Consider the following 25,658-nt stretch of genomic DNA (forward strand, 5'->3'; position numbering starts at 1 on the left):
GATATGATTAACAGAACAGGGTCGAAACGCAACGTTGCCCGCGGCTTCGGCCATCAGCCTTGCGCGTGGCCCCAGCGCTCGATCAGCTCTTGTTGCAGTCGCCGCGCACGCCCGTTCCAGGCCCGGGTTCCGGCAGGGCGTTCGCTGGTATCCTCGCGAATGGCCCGACGCCGAGGCAAGTCAGCGCTGATGATCGAGAACACGATCGTGCGCCCATCGCGCGGCGCGGCGTAGCCCGTCAGCGCCGAGACGAAATTCAGCGTGCCGGTTTTGGCCTGAACGGACATCGGATGGTTGCGGATTTGCTGCCCCTGCGCGTCGCGCATCGGGTGATCGCGCAACAGACCCGGCAGCGTGCCTTGCCGCCATGCGCTGCGCATATAGGTGGCCATCGCACGAGGCGACACGCGCGAACCGTCGCCCAGCCCGGAATGATCGACAAACCCCATGCCGCGCACCCCGTGTTCCGCCGCCGCCCAGTCATTCATCCGCGCGGCGGATGGCTCAAGCGCGCGCACCCGGTGGCCGTTGTGAACGGTCGCCGCAAGCCCAACGGTTTCGGCGGTCAGATTGGTCGAATACTGCAACATTTCCTGCAAGATGCGCGACAAAGAGGCCGAGTGATGCTCGGCCAGGATCGTGCCCCCCTGCGAGGGTTGCGCGACCACGGGCTCTGGCAACCGGCACCCGCGCGCCAACAGCAAGGCGCGCAGAACATCGCCGGCGTATTCCGCCGGGCGGCGCACCGGCAGCCAACGCGAGCCCGAGGACCGCAGCGCACTGCTGGCGACGGTCCAGCGTTCGGTCTGCGGGCGCAACTCATGCGTGTAGACCGGCATTTCCCGCGAGACCGCCCGGATTTCGATGGCCGACACGCTGGGGATTTCCTGATTGGACCGCGCATCCATCGAGACAGTCGCCCGTCCGCCCTCGACTTCCCATGCGAAATGCACGCGGTTGAAATTGAGGTTCAAGCCCGACACCGCCGGGTTATAGCCCGCCTGAACGGGTTGGGTCTGGTCAATCTGTTCGATGGTCGGCAGCGCCGAGGCATCAACCAGGAACCGCCCCTCGATGCGCCGCAACCCGGCTTCGATCAAGCGGTTGGCCAGCTGCGCCAGGTCAGAGGTTTGCAGCACCGGATCGCCCCCACCGCGCAAGATCAGATCGCCGCGCAAGGTGCCGCCCTCGATCGCGCCGCCCTGCGCCAGAACGCGGGTCACAAAACGATGCTCGGGCCCAAGCGTTTGCAGGGCATAGAGGGCCGTAACCGCTTTGGCCGTGCTGGCCGGGGGCAACATCAGATTGGCGCGGTGTTCTTCGATCACCTCGCCGGTTTCCGCGTCCATGGCGATCAGCGCCGTCTCGCCGCTCAGGCCGGATCGCGTCAGGACATCAGCCAGACCCACCAACGGGCGCTGAGGGGTCGCCGCTTGTACGGCCCGCCCGGTTGGCGTGGTCACGGGGCGCGGTGGGGGAACCAGCGATCGCGTCGGAGCGCGTGCAACCGTTGGGGTCGCCACTGTCGCGAGCAGACCCGCAAGCACACGTCGACGGCTCAAAACAGGACGGTCCGTCAGCATTCCAAAACCTTAATCTTACCAAAAGTGAGGGGCTGAATGAGTGCCCGCAGTCCATCTTACAACAAATATTAACCCTTAAAGGGGTAAAATGACGGCATCAATCGGGCAGTTGCGGGGCGGCGTGTTTGCCCTGTCGCCGGGCACGGATCGCGGTCGAGGACTCGGCGCGCATCGGTATGTCGATATAGGCCCATGCCGGCGCGTCGCGGGTGCCAAGACGGTGGGCTTGCTGCTGGCCAATCCGCGCCGCCGAAAACTGCCGTGCCGCGCGCGATGTCAGCGCCGGCAGACGTTGCCCCGGTCGCGCGAAAACCGCGACGGGAACCTGCGCCATGATGTCGGTCCACCGTTCCCACCGGTGAAATTCCGCCATATTGTCGGCGCCCATCACCCAGACAAACCGCACCAGCGGATAGGCCTTGCGCAAGGCGGTCAGCGTGTCAATCGTGGTGCGGGTGCCGAATTGCGCCTCAAGCCCGGTGATCCGCACGCGGGGGTGCTGCATCAGCGTGCGCGCCGCCGCCATGCGCTGCTCCAGCGGGGCCGGAGGGTTTGCTTTCAACGGGTTGCCCGGACTGACCAGCCACCAGAGTTGATCCAGCCCCAGCCGCTTCAGGGCCTCTTTGCTGACATGAACATGGCCGCGATGCGGGGGATCGAACGACCCTCCAAAGAGGCCGATCACCTGCCCCGGCACTGCCCATGGCTTGCCCATTCTGCCCCCCAAAATCATGGCGGGCAGACCATGCCCCGGAAATCGGCGCGGGCCAAGGGGCGATTATGCCCGCAGCAAAATCACCCGGATCGCACCGCCGCTCTCAATACCATTGATCGGCAACCGCCGCCTTGCGCTGTTCCATATATGCCAGCAACGCCTCATCAAGCCCCGGGTCCAGCGGCGGCGCTTGATACTCGGCAAGCCGTTTTTTCCACAGGCGATTCGCCCGCGACGCCGAATCCTCCTCCCCGGCCGCCTGCCATTTTTCATAAGGCTCGTTGTCCGACAGATCACTGTCCCAGAACGCAGTCTCGTAATTGGCCAAGGTGTGTTGGCAGCCAAAGAAATGATTGCCCGGCCCGACCTCGGCAAAGGCCTCGACGGCCAGCGCGTTGTCATCCACCTCGACGCCTTTCAAATAAGCGTGCATCGCGCCGCATAAATCCGTGTCCAGCACGAATTTTTCGTACGACATCGACAGCAAACCATCGAGAAACCCGGCCGAATGCAGGATATAATTAGCCCCGCATTGCACGGCCGCCAGCATCGACATGGTGCCTTCCATCATCGCCTGCGCGTCGGGCAGTTTCGAGTTGGTGAAATTGCCCGAGCACCGCAGCGGCAAGTTCAACCGCCGCGCCAACTGCCCGATCACCATCGACCCGATCGCCGGTTCCGGCGTGCCGAAGGTCGGCGACCCGGACCGCAGCGACATCGACGACAGGAAGTTCCCGAACACCACCGGCGCACCCGGCCGCTCCAGCTGGATCAGCGCACAGCCCGCCATGGTTTCCGCCAGCGATTGCGCAATGCCGCCCGCCGTGGTCACCGGCCCCATTGCGCCGCCCAGGATGAACGGCACCAACACCACGGCCTGCCCCGCCTTGGCATAGGCGCGCATCCCCTTGGTCATCGTGCCATCCCAGACCAGCGGCGAATTGACGTTGAAATTGCCCATGATCACGCAATTCTGGTCGGCAAACCCATGTCCGAACAAGATCCGCGCCATCTCGATGGATTCCTCGGCGCGTTCGGGGGATGTCACCGACCCCAGAAAACCGCGATCCGAGTATTTGATATGCGCGTAGACCATATCCAGATGTCGCTTGTTCACCGCGATATCCGTCGGCTCGCAAATCGTCCCGCCCGAGTGATGCAACCACGGGCTCGACTGCCCCAGCTTCACGAAATTGATGAAATCCGCAATCGTTCCGAACCGACGCCCCTTGTCCAGATCCATCACGAACGGCGAACCATAGGCCGGGGCAAAGATCACGTTCTTGCCGCCGACCCGCACCGAGTTGGCCGGGTTGCGGGCGTATTGCGTGAATTCAGCCGGTGCCGTTTTCAGGATCTCACGCAGCATCCCGGGCTCGAACCGCACGCGAATCCCGTCAACCTGCGCACCCGCCTTTTTCCACAGGGCAATCGCCTCGTCATCATCACGAAAATCAATGCCCGTCTCGGCGAGAATGCGGTCAGCGGCCTGTTCGATGCGCAACAGGCTTTCCTCGCCCAGCACATCATACGGCGGGATACCGCGCACAATATAGGGCGCCGCTCCAACACTGCGCGGTACGGCTCGCTCAGCCCGGCGCGCCGCACGGCCGGAGCGTGCGCGCGTGGTTTCAACTACGGTCATAAGGTCAGCCTTTGCAAAATTCGTGCACTCAAGGCCAACTCTAGGCGGCAATAGTCCCTTTGTAACGCACAGAAAATCAGCGCCTTTGAATGATCTGACCTTATGCTTGCTGTGCGGCGAACGCCTCCTCCAGCCACGCGGTCAGTTTGCGCGCACCGCGTCCTTGCGTGCGCGTCGTCGGCACCAAAAGGTTGTGCGATTCCTCGGGTGTGACCTGCTCGTTTCCCAGCCGCACCAACCGCCCGTCTTGCAAATGCGGCGCAATCAGCGAGCGCCAGCCCAGCGCCACACCTTCACCGCCGACCGCGGCATAAATCGCGTCGGTATATTGCGAGAATCGCAGGGAATTTGCCTTTTGCAGCGGCGGATGCCCGGCGAGCTGCGCCCAGCGCCGCCAACTCAGCCACGAGGGTTCAAGCCACTCGCAACCGATCAACGGCAACTGATCCAACGGACGATCCAACCCGGCCAGTCGGGGCGACGCGACCGGGAAAACCACGTCCGGCAAGCGCGCCAGACACCGTGTGCCATCAATGGGCACCTTGCCGTAATGGATCAACACATCAATGGGGTCGCGGCGCATATCAAAGCCCGAATCTTGCGACACCAGCCGCAATTGCACCTCGGGATGCGCGGCGCGGAACGCAGGCAGGCGCGGCAGCAGCCAAAAGTGCATGAACCCCAATGTCGCCCCGAAGGTAACGGTGTTCGCCGCGGCGGGGTGACGCAAAATATCGATCGCCTCGGCCACTTGATCGAACGCGCCGGTCAGCGCGCGTGCCAGCATCAGCCCGGCGGGCGTCAGTTCGACCTTGCGATGCCCGCGAATGAACAGGGGCGTGTTCAACTCTGTCTCCAACAGCTTGATCTGGCGCGACACCGCTGCCTGCGTGACCCCCAATTCTTCCGCGGCGCGCGTGAAGCCGACCAGCCGCGCGGCGGCCTCGAATGTCGCCAAGGCGCTCAATGACGATACCGCCCCCCGAAAGCCCGCCATGTTCGCTCCCCCCATAAACAGCACTCATGCCAATCTGGCCCAAAATTCGGCTTGTGAAAAGGCCCCTATCCGGTCCAGTCTGGCGGCAAAACAAACGGAAGTGCCATGTCGACTGATCCTCTGTTGCAACCTTTTCAACTCAAGCACCTGACGCTGAAAAATCGCATTTTCGTGTCGGCGCATGAACCGGCGTATCCAGAAGACGGGATGCCCAAGGGCCGGTATCGCGCCTATCATGTGGAGCGCGCCAAGGGCGGTGTGGCCCTGACCATGACCGCCGGGTCCGCCAGCGTCTCGCGCGACAGCCCGCCGGTGTTCAACAACATCCTTGCCTGGCAGGACGAGGTTGTGCCGTGGGTTCGCGAGATGACCGACGCCGTCCACGAGGCTGGCGCCGCGATCATGATCCAGATCACCCATCTGGGCCGCCGCACGCGCTGGGACAAAGGCGACTGGTTGCCCGTCTTGTCGCCAAGCCATGAACGCGAACCCGCGCACCGCGCCTTCACCAAGAAGATGGAGGAGTGGGACATCGAGCGCGTCATCAAGGACTTTGCCGATGCCGCCGAGCGGATGAAGGCGGGCGGCATGGATGGCGTGGAATTCGAGTGTTACGGCCATTTGATGGACCAATTCGTCTCGCCCCTCACCAACCATCTCGAGGCTCCCTGGGGCGGCACGCTTGACAACCGGATGGCCTTCCCGCTGGCGGTCCTCAAGGCCTGCCGCGAACGCGTCGGGGAGGAGTTCATCCTGGGAATGCGCTACGTCGCCGACGAACGTCTGCCCGGCGGTGTCGACGCCGCCGATGGGATCGAAATCGGGCGTCGCTTCAAGCAATCGGGCATGGTCGACTTCCTCAACATCATCCGCGGGCATATCGAAACCGATGCCGCCCTGACCGACGTCATTCCCATTCAAGGCATGCCCTCGGCCCCGCATCTGGATTGTGCGGGTGGCGTGCGCGACGCCGTCGACATTCCCATCTTTCACGCCGCACGGGTACCGGATGTGGCCACCGCGCGCCACGCGATTGCGGCTGGCAAAGTCGATATGATCGGCATGACCCGCGCGCATCTGACCGAGCCGCATCTGCTGCGCAAGATCATCAGCGGCACCGAGGATCGCATCCGGCCCTGTGTCGGCGCAAACTACTGCCTGGACCGGATTTATCAGGGCGGCTTGGCGTTTTGCATCCATAACGCGGCCTCGGGGCGCGAAGAAACCTTGCCGCACGACATCGAGCCCGCGGCGCAGAAAAAGCGCGTGGTGATCATCGGCACCGGCCCCGGCGGGCTCGAGGCCGCCCGCGTCGCCGCATCCCGTGGCCATGACGTGCTGGTGTTCGAGGCCGCCGACCAACCCGGCGGCCAGATCCGGCTGACGGCCCAGAGCCATCGCAAGAAGGAAATGATGGGTATCATTGACTGGCGCATGGCGGAATGTTCGCGCATGGGGGTTAATTTTCGGTTCAACACGCTCGCCGAGGCCCGTGATATCATCGCGGAAACGCCCGATATCGTCATCGTGGCCACTGGCGGCCTGCCCTATACCGACGTTCTCGATGCGGGCAACGATCTGGTCGTGTCGACCTGGGATATCCTGTCGGGCGACGTGAAACCCGGCACCCATGTGCTGGTCTATGATGACGCCGGGGACCACGCAGGGATGCAGGCCGCCGAACTGATCGCAAATACCGGGGCGACCGTCGAAATCATGACCCCCGATCGCAGCTTCGCGCCCGAGGTCATGGCCATGAACCTCACCCCCTACATGCGCGCGCTACAGGAGAAAGATGTCACCTTTACCGTGACTTGGCGTCTGAAATCCGCATACAGGGATGGCAACCTCCTGCGCGCGGTGATCGGCACGGATTACAGTGACCTGACCCGCGAACGACAGGTCGATCAGATCGTCGTCAACCACGGCACGCGGCCAATGGAGGATCTTTATTTCGACCTCAAGCCGATGTCGCGAAACCTCGGCGCGCTGGATCACGAGGCGCTCATCGCCCAGCGGCCGCAGACCCTGGCGACAAACCCGGACGGCGCATTCCAGCTCTGGCGGATCGGTGATGCGGTCGCGTCACGCAACACCCATGCGGCAATCCTCGACGCCTTGCGCCTCATGGCAATCCACTGATCACGCCGCCACAACGCGCGGTGTCGGGGTTTTCGAAGGGGTGGAAAACCCCTTCGACCGGGTGTGGGGCTGGCCCCACCGGCGCGTTGAGGGGTCACCCGACCCCGAAATGCGCCGCGCCCTTCAGGTTCCCTCGGTCGCCCGCGCCTGACCGATCAGCGCCTCGACCTGCGGACCAAGCCCCTCGACGACCAGACCAACACCCTGTGCATTGGGGTGGATCATATCGCTCTGAAACACCGTGCCCGGGGCCGCGCCCTCGGCAATCCGCGCCCCCAAAGGCGCCAGCATGTCAGGCACCAGCAACACGCCAAACCGCTGCGCCAAATCCGGATACAGCGCCGCAAATTCCGCCTGATACTCCGGTCCGTAATTCCCGGGTGCGGGCAGCCCCACCAACAAGGCCGGAATACCCTCCGCCGCCAATCGCTCCAGGATCCCCGCCAGATTGGCGCGGCTCAGCGCCGGATCGATGCCGCGCAGCAGATCATTCCCGCCCAGCGCCACGATCATCGCATCGGGGCTGTCGGCCAGCGTCCAGTCCAGCCGCGACAATCCGCCCGCCGTGGTGTCGCCGCTGACACCCGCGTTCAGGATCTCCACGTCATGCCCCCGCGCCGTCAACCACGCCTGCAATTGCGGCACCAATCCCTGTTCCGGCGACAGACCATAGCCTTGGGTCAGCGAATCGCCTAAGGCCGAGATGCGCAAAGTTTCGGCCTGCGCGACGGAAAACCCGGCCAACACCGTAAAAACCACTGCGGCAATCAGCCCCCTCAGCTTGCCGATCTGCCCAAAGACCCCATATCGGCTGGAACCATACCAAAGGATTGTTTGCATGAGTGAACCCGTTCTGTCGCTGCGTGACGCCCGCCTGACCTTGCAAGGCAACGCTGGCCCTGTCGATATCTTACGTGGCATCTCGCTGGATGTTGAACAAGGGCAGTCGGTCGGATTGGTCGGGCCGTCAGGGTCCGGCAAATCCTCGTTGCTGATGCTGATGGGCGGGTTGGAGCGTGCGACAGGCGGCGAGGTCAAGGCGCTTGGCCATGACCTGACAACGATGAACGAAGACGCCTTGGCCCGGTTCCGGCGCGGCAATATGGGGGTGGTGTTTCAGTCCTTTCACCTGATCCCGACGATGACGGCGCTTGAAAACGTGGCGACTCCGTTGGAACTGGCCGGGCGCGCCGATGCCTTTGAGCGCGCCGAGGCCGAGTTGACCGCGATGGGCCTTGGCCCGCGCCTCCACCACTACCCCGCGCAACTGTCGGGCGGCGAGCAACAGCGCGTCGCGCTGGCCCGCGCCGCCGCCCCCCGTCCGGCGATCCTGCTGGCCGATGAGCCCACCGGAAACCTCGACGGCGTCAACGGGCAGGCGATCATGGACCTGCTGTTTGATCTGCGCGACCGCCATGGGGCGACGCTGGTTCTGGTCACCCATGCGCCCGAGCTCGCGGCCCGCTGCGACCGCGTCGTGCAACTGCGCGACGGGCAGATCGAAGGCGAAACCCAGGCCACGCCTTCCAGAACGACCGAGGCCGCGCAATGAGCCTGAGCCTGGCCGCCCGTCTGGCCCGGCGCGAATTGCGCGGCGGCTTGGCGGGGTTTCGCATTTTCCTGCTGTGCCTGACCTTGGGCGTCGGGGCGATTGCCGCTGTCGGCACCGTGCGCGCCGCCATCGAGGGCGGGTTGGCCTCGGAGGGGCGCGTGCTGCTGGGCGGTGACGCCGAATTGCGCATGACCTATCGCTTTGCCGACGACGATGAACGCGAATGGATGGCCACCGAAGCCGCCGCCATCGCCGAAGTCGTCGTTTTCCGCTCGATGGCGGTCACCCTGGACGGCGACCGCGCCCTCACGCAGGTCAAAGCCATCGACACCCAGTGGCCGCTTGTTGGCGCGGCCGAGTTTGACCCACCCTTGTCGGTTCCCACCATTCTGGCAGGCGAGAGCGGCCTGCCCGGCGCCGCGATGGACCGCGTCCTGATCGACCGTCTTGGCCTTGAGATCGGCAGCACATTTCGCCTGGGCACGCAGGATTTCATCCTGATGGCCACGGTCATCCGCGAGCCTGATACCGTCGGCACCAGCTTCGGTTTCGGCCCGCGCACTCTGGTCGCGTCCGAGGCGCTTGAAGCGTCCGGCCTGATCGGGCCGGGAACCCTGTTTGACACCTCGTACCGGCTGACCCTGCGCGACGGCGATACCTTGGAACGCCTGCGGTCTGCACTCGATGACACGTTCCATGACGCGGGCATCCGCTGGCGCAATTCAACCCGCGCCGAACCCGGTCTCGCGCGCTTTGTCGACCGGATCGGCGCGTTCCTCGTGCTGGTCGGTTTGGCCGGTCTGGCGGTTGGCGGCATCGGTGTATCGGCGGCCGTGCGCGCGTTCCTTGATACCAAGACCCCGGTGATCGCGACCCTCAAGACGCTGGGCGCCGAGGGGCGGACGATCTTCACGATCTACTTTCTGCAAATCGGCGTCCTGACGCTGATCGGCGTCGCGGCGGGTCTTGCCTTGGGGGCTGGCGCGGTGATCCTTGTCGCCCCCCTTCTCGAGTCGCAAATCCCCGTGCCGCTGACCGTCGGCCTCTACCCGCGTCCGCTGATCGAGGCCGGGATTTACGGCGTCCTGACTGCCCTCGTGTTTACCCTCTGGCCGCTGGCCCGCGTCGAACAGGTCCGCGCCGCCGCCCTGTTTCGCGGCATCGGGGCCGAGGCGCGCGCCTGGCCGCGCCCGCTGCCGCTGGTGGCGCTGATGGCGTCGCTCGCCGGGCTGATCGGGGCCTCGGTCTGGTTCTCTGGCGTTTGGGTGCTGGCGCTGGGCACTGCCGGCGGCATCGCCGCCGCCCTCGGCCTGTTGATGCTGGCGGCCTTGGGTCTGCGCGCCCTCGCCCGCCGTCTGTCGCGCGCCCGGATGCTGCGCGGCCGCACTGCCCTGCGGCTGGCGCTCGGCGCGGTCGGCAACCCGCGCGAAGGGGCGGTCGCGGTCGTGCTGTCCCTGGGCCTCGGCCTGACCGTGCTTGCCACCGTCGGTCAGATCGACGCCAACCTGCGCAACGCGATCTCGGCGGAACTGCCCGACCGGGCGCCCAGTTTCTTCTTCCTCGACATCCAGCCCGACCAGATTGACCCCTTCACCGCGCAACTGCGCGCCACCGAGGGCGTGGGCGATATCGACGCCGCCCCCCAATTGCGCGGCGTGATCAGCCAGATCAACGGGCGACCGGCCAGCGAATACGGCAACCATTGGGTGCTGCGCGGCGACCGGGGCCTGACCTATGCCGCCGACCAGGGCGGCATGACCCTGACCCAAGGGAACTGGTGGCCCGAAAACTATGACGGACCGCCGCTGATTTCCTTTGGTGCCGAGGAGGGCGCGGAACTGGGCCTGAGCCTTGGCGATTCCGTCACCGTCAACGTGTTGGGCCGCGATATCACCGGCACCATCGCCAATTTCCGCGAACTGGACTTTCGCAACGGCGGCATCGGCTTTGTGATGACCTTCAGCCCCAATGCATTCCAGGGCGCACCGCATACCTTCATCGCCACGGTCCACACCACCGAGGCCGTCGAGGGCCACCTCTTGCGTGATCTGGGCGAGAGCTTCCCCAACATCACCGCCATCCCGATCCGCGAGGCGGCGCAGCGCATCAGCGAGGCGTTCGGTGCCTTGGCCGCCGCCACCTCGATGGCCGCGCTGGCGACACTGGCCACCGGCTTCGTCGTCTTGATCGGCGCCGCCGCTGCCGGCGAGCGCGCACGGATTTTCGAGGCCGCCGTGCTGAAAACCCTTGGCGCGACGCGTGGGCGCATTCTGGCCAGCTTTGCCTTGCGCTCGGCCCTGATGGGCGCTGCGGCGGGCTTGGTGGCCATCGGCGCGGGGGCGCTTGCGGCTTGGGCGATCCTGACGCAAGTGATGGATCTGCGCTACACGTTCGAGCCCGTCTCAGCGCTGCTGATCGTGCTCGGCGGGGTTGTTGCCGTGCTGATCGCCGGGCTGATTTTTGCCCTTCGCCCCCTGTCGGCGCGGCCAGCGGGCATCTTGCGCGCCCAAGAGTAATGCGGGACATTTCGGCGCAAGGGGGCTTACCCTTGCGCCCGCCAACCAGTATTGCCAACCCATGCAACGCATAACCCTGACCTCTCTGGCCGCTCTTGACGCCTTGCCCTTTGACGAGGTGATCGACGCGCGCTCGCCGTCCGAATATGCCGAAGATCACCTGCCCGGCGCGATCAACCTGCCGGTTCTTGATGATCTGGAGCGCGCCGAAGTGGGCACGATCTATGTGCAGGAAAGCCGGTTGCGGGCGCGCAAACTTGGTGCGGCGCGCGTGTCTCGAAATGTGGCGCAGCATCTGGAAACCGCGCTGGCTGACAAGCCCGCCGATTACAAACCCTTGATTTATTGCTGGCGCGGCGGGCAGCGCTCGGGGTCGTTTGCGATGATCCTCGGGCAGATCGGCTGGCAAGTGGGCGTGTTGGAGGGCGGCTGGAAGACATGGCGCAAGTTGGTGCAGCACGCGCTCTACGAGGTTCCGTTTCCGAATCCGGTTCTGATTCTGGACGGCAACACCGGCACCGCCAAGACCGAGATCCTGCTCCGTGTGGCCGCGCGTGGCGGGCAGGTGATCGACCTTGAAGGGCTGGCGCGGCATCGCGGTTCGCTGTTCGGCCTTGCCCCCGGCGATACCCAGCCATCGCAAAAAGCCTTTAAATCCGCGCTTGCCCTTGCCGTGTCCCGGCTTGACCCGACGCGGCCCGTGCTGCTTGAAGCCGAGTCAAACCGGATCGGCCAGCTGCGCCTGCCGCCTTCCATTTGGCGCGCCATGCAAGACGCGCCCCGGATCAAGATCGACGCGCCGATTGACGCGCGTGCCACCTGGCTGACGCAGGCCTATTCCGACATCATCGCCGACCCCGATGAGCTGCGGCTCAGGATCGACGCGCTCGCACCATTCCATGCGCAGGCAACCCGCGCCGAGTGGCACCAACTTGCCGAGATTCAGGATTTTGAGACCCTCGCCGCGCGGCTGATGGTCGAGCATTACGACCCCAGATACGAGCGCACGGCGCTAAGACGCGAACTTGCGAACGAAGTGTTAAAGACTGAACGGCTGGACGACCCGGCGCTGGAGGCACTCGCCGCGACGCTTGCCGCACGACTGGGATAAATGTTCATTTCTCAACATTGGAAGGCGCAGATGTCCGCCTGAACAAGGTGGAATCGCACTTTTCCGACAAAACGTCCGACTGCCTATGCTTTGGCAGCGCTCCCCATCCGGGCAATGTCAGACCTTCAATCGCGCCAATCGAAGAACCCCGCAGGGGCCCGTGCCAGCAAACGCCGCGCGAGTTCATCGCCCAGCTCGGCCGCATCCTCGATCAAGGCGCGCCCTTCCTCGGCAAGGCATTCCGACCCATCCGGCCTGAGGATCTCGCCGCGCAGCCAGATCTCATCACCCTCCAACAGGGCCAGCCCCGCAATCGGGGTTTCGCATGATCCATCCAGCGCCGTCAGAAACGCGCGCTCTGCGCGCAACCGTTGCCCGGTCGGCACGTCGTGGATCGCGCTCAGCATCATCTCTGCGCGCGGATCATGGGCCCGGCGCTCAATGCCAATCGCGCCTTGCGCCACGGCGGGCAGCATGTCCTCGGGTGCAATCGCGGATTTCGCGACATGCGCCATATCCAGCCGATTGAGCCCGGCCATCGCCAGGAACGTGCAATCCGCAACACCCTCGTCCAGCTTGCGCAGCCGGGTCTGAACATTGCCGCGAAACTCCACGACCTGCAAATCAGGCCGACGAAACAGCAATTGCGCACGACGGCGCAGGCTGGACGTGCCGACCACCTGCCCCGGCGCCAGGTCTGCCAACCGTGCCACCCCCTTGGACACGAAGGCATCGCGCACGTCCTCGCGCGGCAAATAGCAATCCAGCAGCAATCCATCGGGCTGCTCGACCGGCATGTCCTTCATGGAATGCACCGCGATATCCAGCCCACCCTCCAGCATCAGGTCCTCGATTTCGCGGGTGAACAGACCCTTGCCGCCGACCTCTTTCAACGGACGGTCCTGAATCCGGTCGCCCGAGGTCTGCACCACGACGATCTCGAACGCTTTTTCCGGCAGATCAAACGCCGCCATCAGGCGCGCTCGGGTTTCACGGGCCTGCGCCAGCGCCAGCGGCGAACCGCGCGTGCCAATCTTCAGGGGTTGGGCGGGTGTGGGAAGGGTGTTGCTCATAAAGGCGTGCTTACCCAAGCCTTGCGTCGCTGGCAACGGGGGCAAAGAATTGAACCCTGCGGCGGGTTGGCACGACCCACCAGAACACCCCAGCAGGAGCACCGCCATGCCAACAAAATTCAAGGCCGCCCGCCTCTGGTCCCTCGTCTGCGCCGCGCTTTTTGCGGCCTCCATCATGGGTATCCTGAGCGCAAAAACCTCCATGCCCACCGCGCCAAATCCCCTGACGAGCAGCAGCGTTTTCTAACAATCTCACGAAATCGGCGAATTCTTGACACATTGGCCGCGCAAAAGGGAGGCCAGGAAACGCAAAAAGCCAGGCTCACCAATGATCAACAGTTCTCCTCTACCATGCGCAAATGGCAACATGGTCTTGGAACCCGCCTGCCCATTGTCGGGGGACAGGATGCGCCAATATCTGACGGTTCCCCTCGATTGGCGACGCCCGGATGACCGCCGAAGCTGGAGCATCTGGTGGGATGATACCGCGAAATTCGGCCAGATTTTCCCGCGCCCAAAGCCGCAAGACGTCGCCGGTTTCTACGATATCGATGCGTATTATACCCATGCAGAGCGCTTTGAATTTGACCCAAAGGAAGAAAAGCGGCAAGCCGGGTTCGTGGGGCGCGTGCTCTTGTCGCTGGCCCATCGACTGGAAAACGGGGCAGAGCCGACGCCCGCATGGTGGCGTTCGGTCATCCCCGAGGATGCCAGTCAGGCGTTGGAAATCGGCTGCGGCGACGGCGACCGGATGCAGACCTATGGCCCATTCCTGGATCTGGTGCGGGGCATAGAGCCCGATCCGCGCGCCGTCGCGGTGGCCCGCAACCGGGGGTTGGATGTCTACCCCGGCACCGCCGAGGATTTGCCCAAGACCGTTCAAGACCGCCAATACGACCTGATCGTCTTCTCGCATGTCCTTGAACACACGCTCGATCCCCTTTTGTCCCTGCGCAACGCGGCGGCCATGTTGTCAGACACCGGCGTCATGACGGTCGAGGTGCCCAACAACGCCTCGGCGGGGGCACGCAGCATGGGCCAGGCCTGGCGTTGGCTCGACGCACCGCGGCATTTGAATTTCTTTACCCCGGAAAGCCTGCAGGCCTGTGCCGAAGCCGCGGGCCTCAAGGTTCATGGCGTGTTGTATCGCGGCTATGTGCGCCAATTCGCCTCTGACTGGATCCTCGACGAGGCGCGCATTTCGGCCGCGATGGAGAACCGTCCGATGACCAAAGCCGACGTCAGGCGGCAATTGTGGCACTCGATCAAACTGCTGGCGAGGACGATGTTCGCAGAGCCCGCCAGCAAGTATGATTCGGTTCGGATCCTGTGTACGCGCGCCTGACCTGCCTCACGGCTCGACCACGTCACACGCATGGTTCCGGGCCGTCAACCGGGCACAGGCCAAAGCGGCATCGTCTTGGGACAGGCTGTGAACCTCGGCCGTAAAGCGCCCGGCGCGGGGTGTCACCCGCCGAACCCCTGTGCCCAAGGTTCCGGCCTCGGACAAGGCCAGGCGCAACAGAACCCGCTCGGCATCGAAGCGTGACGGATACTGCCCCAGCGACACGGCATAAACGCGGCCTCCGGATGTGGACACTCGGGTCACGATTTCGGGCATCGGTGGCGGTGGGGCCTCGTCGCTGGACCCGCTGCTGGTCAGCACGATGGCCGGCGCCAGAACCGGATCGGCCGGTTCTTCGTGCTCCAACGCCGTCAACAATTCCTCGTCACGCCACAAGATGCGCCCGTCATCGCCGACCGCCAGCGCCCCTTCGGCCGGCGCAAGCATCGGTGCGGGCGGCAGAGAGGCAATCATTTCAACTGGTTGCGAATCCGTCACAGGCTCGACGCCTGGGGTCGGGGTCGCGTCGGACGCACCGGTCAAATCAAACGCGATTGGCGGCAAACCTGGAATGGCGATCTCCCCCTCTTGAACCGCAACCTCGGCGACGGCCTCGGCGCTATGCTCGAATTGAAGCGGGGAGTTTGGCGTCTCCAGGCGTGCGACAGGCTCGGGACCATCCTCAAGCGAGACCTCGGCCAGTTCGGTCAACTCGGCGGCAGCATCAGCAGCGCTTGCCTGCTCGGTTTCCGGTCGTGGCGCGGGCACAGGCGAGCGGTCAGGGGCTGCGGCCGCAATCTCGACCGGGCCTTCCGCGACGTCCGCCACGTCTGTCTCGTCCATCTCCTCGGGCTCTTCGGTGGTGTCCTGAATCTGCGCGATCGCCACGTCTGGTTCCGGGGCGCGGATATCCTCGATGACCTCGTCAATCTCATCGCGCAACGCGGCGATCAACTCAGCCGAGGGTGCCTCGCCGGGCCGCAACGGGCGTGGCGCGGGAAAGCGGCTTTGCGTTGGGGCCGTCTGCAACCGGATCACCCGGCCCGCCGACACGCCTGTCCCTGAATCCTCTGGCGCGCGCACATAATTCGGGCGGGATGGCCGACGAATGGCCGCGCGGCTTGGTGCTTGTCGAAAGCCGGTATCCATCAGCGCCACGACCTGCTCATAGCGGTGGTTGGATGACCGACCGCCCATGACCGTGACCAATATCCGCACACCGCCGCGCTCCGCCATGGCCGTCAGATTGTAGCCCGCCGCGTTGGTGAACCCGGTCTTGATACCGTCCGCCCCGGCATAACCACTCAGGAAACGGCGGTTGGTGTTGCGCACCGTGGCGATCCCCGCATCCTCGCTCATCCGCGAGAAGATGTTGTAATACTGAGGAAAATCAAAATAGAGCTGGCGGCCCAGAATGCTCATGTCGGTGGCCGTGGACAAATGCCCGTCCTCGGTCAGGCCATGCGGATTGCGAAAACTCGTCCGCGTCATGCCCATCGCGCGCGCGGTGCGGTTCATGCGGGTGGCAAAATTGGGGACCGACCCCTCCAGCGCTTCGGCAATGGCAACCGCGGCATCGTTGGCCGATCGCAGGGCGGCGGCGCGGATCAAATAGCGAAAGGCAATGGTCTGCCCAGCGCGCAGCCCCAACCGCGACGGCGGCTGCGATGCGGCGGTTTGCGAAATGCGCACGCGGGTATCAAGGCTGACCTCGCCATTTTCGACCGCCTCGAAGGCGATGTACAAGGTCATCATCTTGGTCAAGGAGGCCGGATGCAAACGCGCCGTCGCGTTCGAAGACCGCAGGATTTCCCCGGTTCGGACATCCATGATGACCGATGCAAATGGTGTTGCAAATGACCGCGATCCACTGGCCATGACGACCAGCAAAGCACAGATCAACACTGCGCCTATCGCGTTTCCTTTGCAACGCCAACGCCGTTTGCGCGTTGTCACGTGCTTGCCCTCTGCCTCTGCATCGGTGTTTAGCCACCGACGTCATGTTCTGCTCTGGTCCACGCTAGCACGGTCGTTCAATCAAGAAAACCCCCCGCATTTCAACAGGTTTTCGCGGCCTCTTAAGGTGGCCTAGATGTGGCGCTTTCTCAACAGGCGACCACCAGATGTTAGTGCGCCTCGATCCACGCCAACAACTCTGGCAGCGACGACAGTGTTGAAATCTGCCGATAGCGCGGGTGATCAACCGGCGGTTCGGCCTTTTCCAGCGCCCATTCCTGTCCATGCGGCACGAACACGCCCCAGCCACCGGCGTGAATCGCCGGCAAGACGTCGGAGGCCATCGAATTCCCTGCCATCAGAGCCGTGGCCGGCCCCTCTCCGTGTTTGTCAAAAATCCGCGCGTAGGAAGTCGGCGTCTTTTCGCTGACAATTTCGACCGCATCGAACATTTCCCCCAGCCCCGATTGCGCCAGCTTACGCTCCTGGTCCAGCAAATCGCCCTTGGTGATGACAATCAGCCGATGTCGCCCGCGCAGGGCCTCCAACGTATCCTCGACGCCGGGCAGCAGATCAATCGGATGGGCCAGCATCTCCTGACCGGCGGCGATGATCTGCCCGATCACATGGCCCGGCACGCGGCTCTCGGTGATTTCGACGGCGGTTTCGATCATCGACAGCACAAAACCCTTGATGCCATAGCCATATTGCCTGATGTTGCGGCGCTCGGCCGCCAAAAGCCGTTCGGCCAGATGGTCACGCTCGGCAAAATCCGCCAGCAATTCGGTGAAACGCTCCTGCGTCAGATGGAAAAATCGTTCGTTGTGCCAAAGCGTATCGTCGGCATCCAGACCCAGTGTTTTGATCCGCATGGTCATCCTTTGCATCATGCCGCGCGTCGCAGGGTTTTCTTGCGCGCACAGGACACTATATACTGAGGGCGAACCGAATCTGTCATCCAAGGCACGCTAGACATATGGAACTCACCCCACACCTGTCCGATCGCGACGATGTTGACGGTGGCCCCGGCACCGGGGATCCCAGTGTCGCCCTGAAAACGCGACCCAAAACCCAGCGCCCCCCGATGTACAAGGTCCTGCTTCTGAACGACGACTATACGCCGATGGAGTTTGTCGTCCATGTGCTCGAGCGGTTTTTTGGTCTCAGCCACGCGCAAGCTTTCGAGATCATGCTGGTCGTGCACAAGAAAGGGCTGGCCGTTGTCGGTGTTTTCAGTCACGAAATCGCCGAGACAAAAGTGGCGCAGGTGATGGATTTCTCCCGCCGCCATCAACACCCGCTACAATGCACCCTGGAAAAGGAGTAGGCGCCCGCGCGCCTATCGGTGAGTATGTCAAACTCTGACCCGGCCCCGCGCGCCCTGCGGCTGGAGCTTGCGCTGTCTGCCGGCTTGGCGCTGCCCGAAACGGGCACCATCGCCGTGTTTCACCCGCAGGCCGGCGAATTCTTCACGCCGCTGCCGCGTGAGCGTGTGCACATCATCACCCCCCATGCACCCGATCACGCCAATTTTGCCGCCCAGGGCTATGCCTGCCACACGGCACCTGACGGCCGCTATGGCGCCGCCATGATCTGCATGCCGCGCAGCCGTGCCGAGGCGCGCGACCTGATCGCCACCGCCAGCACAATCACCGACGGGCCGATCATCCTTGACGGTCAGAAATATGACGGGATCGACGCCATGCTGCGCGAGCTGCGTGGCCGCACCCACCTCAGCGAGGCAATTGCCAAGGGCCATGGCAAGATCGCCTGGTTCGACGCCAGCCCCGATTTCGACGATTGGCACGCCCTGCCCGGCCACTGCACCGACGCCGAGGGCCGCGCTTACGCCACGCGTGCCGGCACGTTTTCCGCCGACGGCATCGACCCGGCCTCGGTGCTTTTGGCGCAATCCCTGCCCTCGGGCCTCAAAGGCATCGCGGCCGATCTTGGCGCGGGTTGGGGCTATCTGTCGGCGCAGCTCCTGGCCAAGGCCCCCGGCCTGAGCGCCGTGCACCTGATCGATTCCGACGCGCGCGCGCTGGCCTGCGCCCGCCAGAACATCACCGACCCACGCGCGGTTTTCCATTGGGCCGACGCGACCAGCCCCCTGCCGCGGCTCTTGTTCGACGTTGTGATCATGAACCCGCCGTTCCATTCCAGCCGCGAGGCACGCCCGCAATTGGGCACGGCCTTCATCCGGACCGCCGCCGCCATGCTGAAACCATCGGGCCAATTGTTCCTCGTCGCGAACCGCCATTTGCCCTATGAAACCACCCTGGCCGCAGTGTTCCGCAAACACACCGAGCTTCCCGGCGCACCGGGTTTCAAGTTATACCACGCCGAAGGGCCGCTGAAGCAAGCCGCCTCCAGCAGCAATCGGCCAAGTTCCAACCACCGATCAGGGCGACGCGCATGACCTTTTCTATCGCCGGAAAAACCGCCATCATCACCGGTGCCGCCTCGGGCATCGGTCACGCGATTGCCCGTCATTTTCTGGATGAGGGCGCGAATGTCGTGTTTGCCGATCTGTCGGACAAACGGTTGAAATCCGGCTGCGAAGATCTGGCAGACCACCCGAATGCACGGCTCGTCGTGGGGGATCTGCGCGAAAAACTGAATGTGGCCAACCTGTTGTCTGCCACGATCAACTCGTTTGAACGGGTGGACATCCTGATCAATGCGGCGCGCATGTTCTGTACAACGGACCCGCTGGACCCCGCCGATACCAGTGTCGAGAAAGCCCTGGATCAAAACCTGCACGTCGCGTTGCGCCTGAGCCGCGCCGTAGCCCGCCGCATGATCCTGCAAGCCGAAACCGATGAGTCGGAAAGCGCCGATGCCGGAACAATCGTCAACCTCAGCTCGTTGGCCGCGCATCGCACGCAGCCTGATTTGCTGGGCTTTTCCATCAGCAACGCCGCGTTGGAGCAGATGACCCGCTCGCTGGCCGTCTCGCTGGCGCCGCATCACATCCGCGTGAATGCGATTGCCGCGGGTTCGGTGATGTCCGGCAGTTTGCGCGACGCGATTGCCGAAAACAGTGATTACCGCGACGCGATCATCGAGGGCACGCCCCTGCACCGGATCGGCACCGCCAAGGAAGTCGCCGAAGCGGCGCAATTCCTGGCCTCGCCCGCGTCGAGCTTCATCACCGGGCAAATCATCGGCCTGGATGGCGGACGCTCGCTGTTGGACTCGGTGCAACGCCCCGCGCACTGACCCTTCGCCAACCTGCGCGCCTCAGAAACGTTCGATCAACCGGTTGAGATAGTCGCGCTCATCCTCGGGCCGCTCCAATTCTGACGAGCGACGGCGGATTTCGTCCAGCAATTCCCGGGCCCGTTCGCGCGCATCCGCGCCGGGAACCATCGACCCCAAATCCTGAGAATCGCGCGGATCGCCGCGCTCACGCCCCAACGGGTCGCGCCCTGCCCCTTGGGCCTGACCTTGCTGCCCGTCACCCTCGGCCTCGGCGCGTTCGCGCAGATCGGCGGTTTGCGCCTCGCGGAAATGGCGCAAACCCTCGCGCATCGCGTCCAAAGCCTCGGCCTGCCGCTCCAAGGCGCCGCGTGCGTCGCCCTCCTCCAGAGCTTCGGCCGCGCGGTCCATCGCGCGCCCGGCCTCCTCCAGCGCATCAAGCCCGGCATCGGCCTCGGGTGTGCCTTCGCCCGGCACTTCGTCCAACTGCTGTTCGCGCAATTGCTCGCTCAGGCGTTGCTGGCGCTCGGCCAGATCGTCCATTGCCGCTTCGCCGTCCTTGCCCGTCTCGCCATTTTCGCCAAATTGGTCCTGCAACTCCTGAAAGGTCTCGTCGGCCAGGCTCTGCTGGTCGTTCAACGTCTCGCCCAACCCCTCCATCGTCTGATCGCCGGGCATCGGCTCTCCGCCTTCGCCCGGCGTCATTTGCAGGTTTTCCAGCAGCGCATTGAGTTGCGCCATCAAGTCGGCGGCCTCATCCATGCGGCCTTCTTCCATCAGCGCCTGAATGCGATCCATCAACTCCTGAATCTGACCCTGCGTGACCTCCATTTGCTCACGCTCACCCTGATCGCGCTGGTCGCCGCCGTTCTCATCGCCCGGTTCCATCTGCTCGGCCAGCATCTCCATGTAATCGCGCGTCGCGTCGCGCAATTCATCCATCAATTCCGCGATTTCATCGGGCGAGGCCCCGTTGCGCATCGCCTCATCCAGCCGCTCTTGCGCGCGATGCAGGCGTTCGCGGGCATTGGCCAACTCGCCCTCTTCGATCAGCAAGGCAAGGTCCCACAGGTTCTGCGCCAGCTCGTCGCGCGCCTCGGCGGTCCATGTCTCATCGTCCAGCCGCGTCTCGATGAAATCCACCGCACCGCGGATCATCACCGGCGCACCCTCGAACCGAAACGCCCCCTCGGAGCGGTCCAGCATTGCGCGCATCAACTGCGCCGAGCGCCGCGCATTCTCGCGGTTCCACAACAGATCGCTGCGGATTTCCGCCAGCGCCATCGCCGCGGGTTCAAAGAAACGCCGCCCCGGCAGCACCGCCGTTTCGGGTTGGCTGACACCGACTTGACCCGCCGCATCCGACACGCTCAACACCACCTGAACCGGCCGATGCGCCCAGGGGTGCAGCGACAGGTCTTCGCGCAGGGTATCAGTGATATTCGCGCGGTCGCCACTGATCGGCATCGGCAATTGCAGCCGCAGGGGCGCGCGCGCTTCCGGCGGCAACACCCGCCCGTGACGGCGATCCACCGCCGCCAGATCCAGCGTGATCTCGGCCTCGCCCAGCGTCACGCCATAATCATCCGCGGCGGAAAACGGCTGCTCCAGCACACCGCCACGCGCGCGGGTCATCGGCCCCGCCACGCTGACCAGCGGCACCGCATCCGGCGCCACCATGACCTGCCATTCGCGCCCGGCCGGCCCGTCAATGCTCACGCGGCCCGAATGCCGCGCGGTGAAGTCCAGCGCCTGCCCGGTTTCATCGCTCTGCACGCCCTCATCCAGCGATTGCTGCAAGGTCAACGCGCCGGGCGCGCCATAAAACCGCACAATCACGCGGCTGCCCTGCGGCACGACAAACCCGTCGCGGGTGATTTCATTCAGATAAAGCCCCGGTCGCCCGGTATAGGCAGGCGGCGTGATCCACCCCTCCCACGAGGGGCCAATCGCAGCGCCAGCACTGCCCGGCAACCCGGACAAGCCGCCATTTTGCCCCGGCACCGCAAACAACAGCGCGACAGCGGCGGCGCTCAGGGCGACAAGCCGAAATCCGAACGGGTCTTGCCGCGCCAAGGCCGGTTTGGGGCCGACCGGGCGCGCCTCGGCCGCGCGCGCGGCCATGCGTCTGCGGTGCGCCTCCCACAGCGCCGCCGACGCCGGATCATCGGCATTGATCGCTTGCGCATCGCTCAACGCGGCCAAGGGGCGCCCGGTCAGTGTGCGGTCAAGGCGGGCCACCGCTTCGGCGCGCGACGGCCAGCGAAAGCGCCACAGGCCCAGCGCCAGACTTGCCAGAACGATCACGACAATCGCGCCCGCAACCCACAGCGACAGATCGCCCGGCAAGCGCGCGTGCAGATCGAACGCCCAGGCCACCGCCGCCAAAAGCGCCAGCGACACCGGCAACCACAGCGCCCGCGCGGCACGCTCCACCACCATCCCGGCGCGCGTCAGAAACAGCGCGCGCGAAACAGTCTGGAGCGGATCGGTGGACGCCATCAGGAACCTCGTTGCCTTGCGCTGACCTTACAGCCAGTCCGGTATTTTATCGCGCGCAATCATCTCATCATAGCTCGGACGGGCACGAATGACCGCAAAGTGATCGCCTGAGACCAGAACCTCGGGCACCAGCGGCCGCGAATTGTATTCCGACGCCATCACCGCGCCATACGCCCCCGCCGACCGAAAGGCGATCCGCTCGCCCGCCGCAATCATCGGCATGGCGCGCTGCTTGGCAAAGGTATCGCCGGATTCGCAGATCGGCCCGACAATATCGACCGGCATCATCGGCTCTCCGGGCGTGGCCTCGATCAGCGGCTCGATGTCATGGTGTGCGCCATACATGGCCGGGCGGATCAGGTCATTCATCGCCGCATCGACGATCAGGAATTCGCGCTCCTCGGCCTGCTTGCGATAGATCACCTCGGTGACCAGCACCCCGGCATTGCCCGAAATCAGGCGTCCCGGCTCGATCTCGATCTCGCAACCCAGATCGCCCAGCACCCGCTTGACCATCGCACCGTATTCCAGCGGCAACGGCGGCGCCTCGTTCGAGCGCGTATAGGGGATGCCCAGCCCGCCGCCCAGATCGAGCCGTTCGATCGCGTGTCCATCGGCGCGCAACTCATGCACCAGATCCGCCATTTTCGTATACGCCGCGTCGAACGGCTCCAGCGAGACCAACTGGCTGCCGATGTGCATATCGACGCCAATCACCTTCAGCCCCGGCAGTTTGGCGGCGCGCGCATAAATCTCGCGGGCGTGGCTGATCGGCACGCCGAACTTGTCCTCTTTGCGCCCGGTGCTGATTTTCTCATGCGTTTTGGCGTCCACATCCGGGTTCACGCGCAGGGTGATCGGCGCGATCAGGCCCAGCGCGGTGGCGACCTGTGACAGCGCCTCCAACTCGGGCTCGGATTCCACGTTGAACTGCCGCACGCCCCCTTGCAACGCTTGGCGCATCTCGTCGCGGGTCTTGCCGACCCCCGAAAACACGATCCGCTCGCCGGGCACACCCGCGGCCTTGGCGCGCAGGTATTCGCCGATTGACACCACATCCATCCCCGCGCCCAGATCGCCCAACAGCTTGAGCACCGCGACATTGGAGTTCGACTTGACCGCAAAGCAGATCAGGTGCGGCAGCGGGTCCAGCGCCTCTTTGAACAGCAGGAAATGCCGTGTCAGCGTGGCGGCAGAATAACAATAAAACGGTGTACCCACCGTTTCCGCAATCTCGGAAAGCGCGACATCTTCGGCAAACAACTGCCCGTTTTTATAGAGAAAATGATCCAACGGACCCTCCGGATAGGCGTATCAAGATTTCAGAAAACCAACATTTGTGGCATTTAGCCATCTGATTTCCGCAAGAACAGATAGAGCGGCAGGCCGCAGCTGACACCGATGCAAAACGTGGCCGGGATCGCCAGCAAGCCCCAGCGGTTCGACGTGCGCGCGGTCTCGACCAGCACCCAGATCGTCAGCGCAATCGCCGCGATGGTCAGGTCCCAGACCAGACCCGAGGTGGCGGCATTCGCGTGCCAGGCCTCGACCATGCCCATCAGGGAGAACCCGTGCTCGGTGAACCAGCGCACGAAGTAAGTCATCGGGTGCACCGCGCCCCAGACCGCCAGCGCCAGCCAGAGCCATCTCACAACTCGGCGTCCCACAACTCCGTCAGATCCATGCCGCCCGCGACGCGCGGCGGTTCACCCGCACCGCATCCGACCAGCACCGAAAGCCCGGCGAGCGCGACCCAAATCGACCATTTCATCCCAGCACCTCCTGCCAGCGCGCAACATGCACCCGCACCTGATCCGGCGCGGTGCCCCCATAAGAGACCCGCGAACGCACCGAGTTGTCCACTCCCAACACGCCAAACACGTCAGAGGTGATACCTTTATGGACCGATTGCATCTGCGCCAATGTCAGATCCGGCAAATCAATCCCCGCATCCTCGGCCATTTTCACCAGCGCGCCGGTGACGTGATGCGCCTCGCGGAACGGCAGGTTCAGCGCCCGCACCAGCCAGTCGGCAAGGTCCGTCGCGGTCGAAAACCCCGAGGCCGCGGCCAGCGCCAGCGCCTCGGTATTCGCGGTCATATCGCGCACCATCCCCTCCATCGCGGCGAGGCCCAGCATGAGGTTGTCGGCGGCGTCGAACACCTGCTCCTTGTCCTCTTGCATGTCCTTGGAATAGGTCAGCGCCAGTCCCTTCATCACCGTGAACAAGGCCACCGTCGCCCCCAGTATCCGGCCCAGCTTGGCGCGCAGCAATTCGGCGGCGTCCGGGTTCTTTTTCTGCGGCATGATGCTGGACCCGGTGGTGAAGCTGTCCGACAGCCGTACAAAGCGGAACTGCGCCGAGGACCAGATCACCAGTTCTTCGGCAAAACGGCTCAGGTGCATCGCGCAGATCGACGAAGCGCACAGGAACTCCAGCGCGAAATCCCGGTCAGAGACGCTATCCAGGCTGTTGGCTGTCGGGCGGTCAAACCCCAGCGCCGCGGCCGTTGCGTGGCGATCAATCGGAAAGGACGTGCCCGCCAGAGCCGCCGCGCCCAAGGGGCATTCGTTCATCCGGCGGCGTGCATCCTGAAACCGGCTTTTGTCACGCGCCAGCATCTCGACATAAGCCAGCATGTGATGACCCCAGGTCACCGGCTGCGCGGTCTGCAAATGCGTGAACCCGGGCATGACCCAGTCGGCGCCTGCCTCGGCCTGTCCCAGAAACGCCCGCATCAACGCGTCGATCCCCTCGATCGCCGCGTCGCATTGCGCGCGCACCCACAGCCGGAAATCCAGCGCCACCTGATCATTGCGGGACCGCGCCGTGTGCAAGCGACCCGCCGGTTCGCCGATGATTTCTTTCAACCGCGCCTCGATATTCATGTGAATATCTTCCAGCGCCGGCTTGAACTGGAATTTTCCGGCCTCGATCTCGGCCTTGACCTGCAACAGCCCGGCGTCGATGGCCTGCTGATCCGCCTGTGTCACGATGCATTGCGCCGCCAGCATCGCGGCATGGGCGCGGCTGCCCTCGATATCCTGGGCAAACAGGCGTTTGTCGAACCCGATCGAGGCGTTGATTGCCTCCATGATTGCATTGACGCCCCCCGCAAAGCGGCCGCCCCACATGGTGTTTGCGCCGTCACTCATGGATGTTCCCCAAATAGAAATGTTGCTGTGCCCGTATACGCCGCCGGGCGCGCCCGCGCAATTGCCGCCAATCCGGGCGGCAGCGCGCGAGACGTCGGAATTCTGTTGCGCCTTCACCGCCTATTAACTGGCGTGGTGCATCGTGGTGCAAATCGCGTGAGGAC

General features: G+C 64.3%; 21 protein-coding genes. 8 read left to right on the top strand and 13 right to left on the bottom strand.

All coding sequences use genetic code 11. The annotated features are described in order from the left end of the window. Positions 1–53 precede the first annotated feature (53 nt). From dacB to VDQ28_RS19420, 4 genes are all read right to left on the bottom strand, one after another. Positions 54–1,463, bottom strand: a complete 1,410-nt coding sequence (dacB, locus tag VDQ28_RS19405) for a D-alanyl-D-alanine carboxypeptidase/D-alanyl-D-alanine-endopeptidase (protein ID WP_323037497.1) — start codon at positions 1,461–1,463, stop codon at positions 54–56. A 217-nt stretch (positions 1,464–1,680) separates the two neighbouring features. Continuing rightward, a complete protein-coding gene (locus tag VDQ28_RS19410) occupies positions 1,681–2,298 on the bottom strand; it encodes a nicotinate-nucleotide adenylyltransferase (protein ID WP_323037498.1) in 618 nt (205 codons plus the stop codon). Between the two features lie 103 nt (positions 2,299–2,401). Further along, positions 2,402–3,943: a trimethylamine methyltransferase family protein gene (locus tag VDQ28_RS19415; RefSeq protein WP_323037499.1), complete on the bottom strand. Its 1,542-nt coding sequence runs from the start codon at positions 3,941–3,943 to the stop codon at positions 2,402–2,404. A 100-nt stretch (positions 3,944–4,043) separates the two neighbouring features. Then, on the bottom strand, positions 4,044–4,940 hold the full coding sequence (locus VDQ28_RS19420; RefSeq protein WP_323037500.1) for a LysR substrate-binding domain-containing protein: 897 nt from the start codon (positions 4,938–4,940) through the stop codon (positions 4,044–4,046). 105 nt (positions 4,941–5,045) lie between these two features. Between VDQ28_RS19420 and VDQ28_RS19425 the strand changes: the two genes are divergently transcribed. Further along, on the top strand, positions 5,046–7,082 hold the full coding sequence (locus tag VDQ28_RS19425; protein ID WP_323037501.1) for an NADH:flavin oxidoreductase: 2,037 nt from the start codon (positions 5,046–5,048) through the stop codon (positions 7,080–7,082). Positions 7,083–7,205: 123 nt separating this feature from the next. Here the strand turns inward: VDQ28_RS19425 and VDQ28_RS19430 are convergent, their stop codons facing one another. After that, positions 7,206–7,922 carry an arylesterase gene (locus tag VDQ28_RS19430; protein WP_323037502.1) on the bottom strand — a complete coding sequence of 239 codons (717 nt, stop codon included), beginning with the start codon at positions 7,920–7,922 and terminating at the stop codon, positions 7,206–7,208. Here VDQ28_RS19430 and VDQ28_RS19435 point away from each other — a divergent pair. The 3 genes from VDQ28_RS19435 (at position 7,921) to mnmH (ending at position 12,261) form a co-directional block, all read left to right on the top strand. Continuing rightward, the gene (locus VDQ28_RS19435; protein WP_323037503.1) at positions 7,921–8,634 is read left to right on the top strand and encodes an ABC transporter ATP-binding protein; all 714 of its coding nucleotides are present in this window, start codon (positions 7,921–7,923) and stop codon (positions 8,632–8,634) included. The two genes, VDQ28_RS19430 and VDQ28_RS19435, sit on opposite strands and share 2 nt — an antisense overlap. Next, positions 8,631–11,150: an ABC transporter permease gene (locus VDQ28_RS19440; RefSeq protein ID WP_323037504.1), complete on the top strand. Its 2,520-nt coding sequence runs from the start codon at positions 8,631–8,633 to the stop codon at positions 11,148–11,150. The genes VDQ28_RS19435 and VDQ28_RS19440 overlap by 4 nt, the downstream gene beginning before the upstream one ends. A 61-nt stretch (positions 11,151–11,211) precedes the next feature. Beyond that, positions 11,212–12,261, top strand: a complete 1,050-nt coding sequence (gene mnmH, locus VDQ28_RS19445; protein ID WP_323037505.1) for a tRNA 2-selenouridine(34) synthase MnmH — start codon at positions 11,212–11,214, stop codon at positions 12,259–12,261. A gap of 125 nt (positions 12,262–12,386) precedes the next feature. On the opposite strand, the gene hemC is transcribed toward mnmH, so the two are convergent. Next, positions 12,387–13,334 carry a hydroxymethylbilane synthase gene (hemC, locus tag VDQ28_RS19450; protein WP_323037506.1) on the bottom strand — a complete coding sequence of 316 codons (948 nt, stop codon included), beginning with the start codon at positions 13,332–13,334 and terminating at the stop codon, positions 12,387–12,389. A gap of 406 nt (positions 13,335–13,740) precedes the next feature. Between hemC and VDQ28_RS19455 the strand changes: the two genes are divergently transcribed. Continuing rightward, positions 13,741–14,679, top strand: a complete 939-nt coding sequence (locus tag VDQ28_RS19455) for a class I SAM-dependent methyltransferase (RefSeq protein ID WP_323037507.1) — start codon at positions 13,741–13,743, stop codon at positions 14,677–14,679. Positions 14,680–14,685: 6 nt separating this feature from the next. Here VDQ28_RS19455 and VDQ28_RS19460 read toward each other — a convergent pair whose 3' ends face one another. Both VDQ28_RS19460 and VDQ28_RS19465 read right to left on the bottom strand, forming a co-directional pair. Next, positions 14,686–16,509: a serine hydrolase gene (locus VDQ28_RS19460; RefSeq protein WP_323037508.1), complete on the bottom strand. Its 1,824-nt coding sequence runs from the start codon at positions 16,507–16,509 to the stop codon at positions 14,686–14,688. A 296-nt stretch (positions 16,510–16,805) separates the two neighbouring features. Then, complete coding sequence (locus VDQ28_RS19465) at positions 16,806–17,513, bottom strand: HAD family hydrolase (RefSeq protein WP_323037509.1); 708 nt, start codon at positions 17,511–17,513, stop codon at positions 16,806–16,808. A 98-nt stretch (positions 17,514–17,611) separates the two neighbouring features. On the opposite strand from VDQ28_RS19465, the gene clpS reads away from it, so the two are divergent. The 3 genes from clpS to VDQ28_RS19480 are packed head-to-tail and all read left to right on the top strand — an operon-like array spanning position 17,612 to position 19,857. Continuing rightward, entirely contained in the window at positions 17,612–17,962 is a 351-nt protein-coding gene (clpS, locus tag VDQ28_RS19470; RefSeq protein WP_323037510.1) for an ATP-dependent Clp protease adapter ClpS, read from the top strand. Positions 17,963–17,986: 24 nt separating this feature from the next. Continuing rightward, positions 17,987–19,054 carry a class I SAM-dependent methyltransferase gene (locus VDQ28_RS19475; RefSeq protein ID WP_323037511.1) on the top strand — a complete coding sequence of 356 codons (1,068 nt, stop codon included), beginning with the start codon at positions 17,987–17,989 and terminating at the stop codon, positions 19,052–19,054. Next, on the top strand, positions 19,051–19,857 hold the full coding sequence (locus VDQ28_RS19480) for an SDR family oxidoreductase (RefSeq protein ID WP_323037512.1): 807 nt from the start codon (positions 19,051–19,053) through the stop codon (positions 19,855–19,857). Before VDQ28_RS19475 ends, VDQ28_RS19480 begins: the two co-directional genes overlap by 4 nt. Before the next feature lie 21 nt (positions 19,858–19,878). Here the strand turns inward: VDQ28_RS19480 and VDQ28_RS19485 are convergent, their stop codons facing one another. The 5 genes from VDQ28_RS19485 to argH are packed head-to-tail and all read right to left on the bottom strand — an operon-like array spanning position 19,879 to position 25,494. Further along, on the bottom strand, positions 19,879–22,338 hold the full coding sequence (locus VDQ28_RS19485; RefSeq protein WP_323037513.1) for a DUF4175 domain-containing protein: 2,460 nt from the start codon (positions 22,336–22,338) through the stop codon (positions 19,879–19,881). A 27-nt stretch (positions 22,339–22,365) separates the two neighbouring features. Then, positions 22,366–23,631, bottom strand: coding sequence for a diaminopimelate decarboxylase (gene lysA, locus VDQ28_RS19490; protein ID WP_323037514.1), 1,266 nt, complete (start codon positions 23,629–23,631; stop codon positions 22,366–22,368). 53 nt (positions 23,632–23,684) lie between these two features. After that, on the bottom strand, positions 23,685–23,990 hold the full coding sequence (locus VDQ28_RS19495; RefSeq protein WP_323037515.1) for a DUF2834 domain-containing protein: 306 nt from the start codon (positions 23,988–23,990) through the stop codon (positions 23,685–23,687). Next, positions 23,987–24,109, bottom strand: coding sequence for a hypothetical protein (locus VDQ28_RS19500; protein WP_323037516.1), 123 nt, complete (start codon positions 24,107–24,109; stop codon positions 23,987–23,989). Before VDQ28_RS19500 ends, VDQ28_RS19495 begins: the two co-directional genes overlap by 4 nt. Further along, positions 24,106–25,494, bottom strand: a complete 1,389-nt coding sequence (gene argH / locus VDQ28_RS19505; protein ID WP_323037517.1) for an argininosuccinate lyase — start codon at positions 25,492–25,494, stop codon at positions 24,106–24,108. The genes VDQ28_RS19500 and argH overlap by 4 nt, the downstream gene beginning before the upstream one ends. Between the last annotated feature and the right edge of the window lie 164 nt (positions 25,495–25,658).

Origin of the sequence: Pararhodobacter sp. (genome assembly GCF_034676545.1) — a bacterium.
Classification (GTDB): domain Bacteria; phylum Pseudomonadota; class Alphaproteobacteria; order Rhodobacterales; family Rhodobacteraceae; genus Pararhodobacter.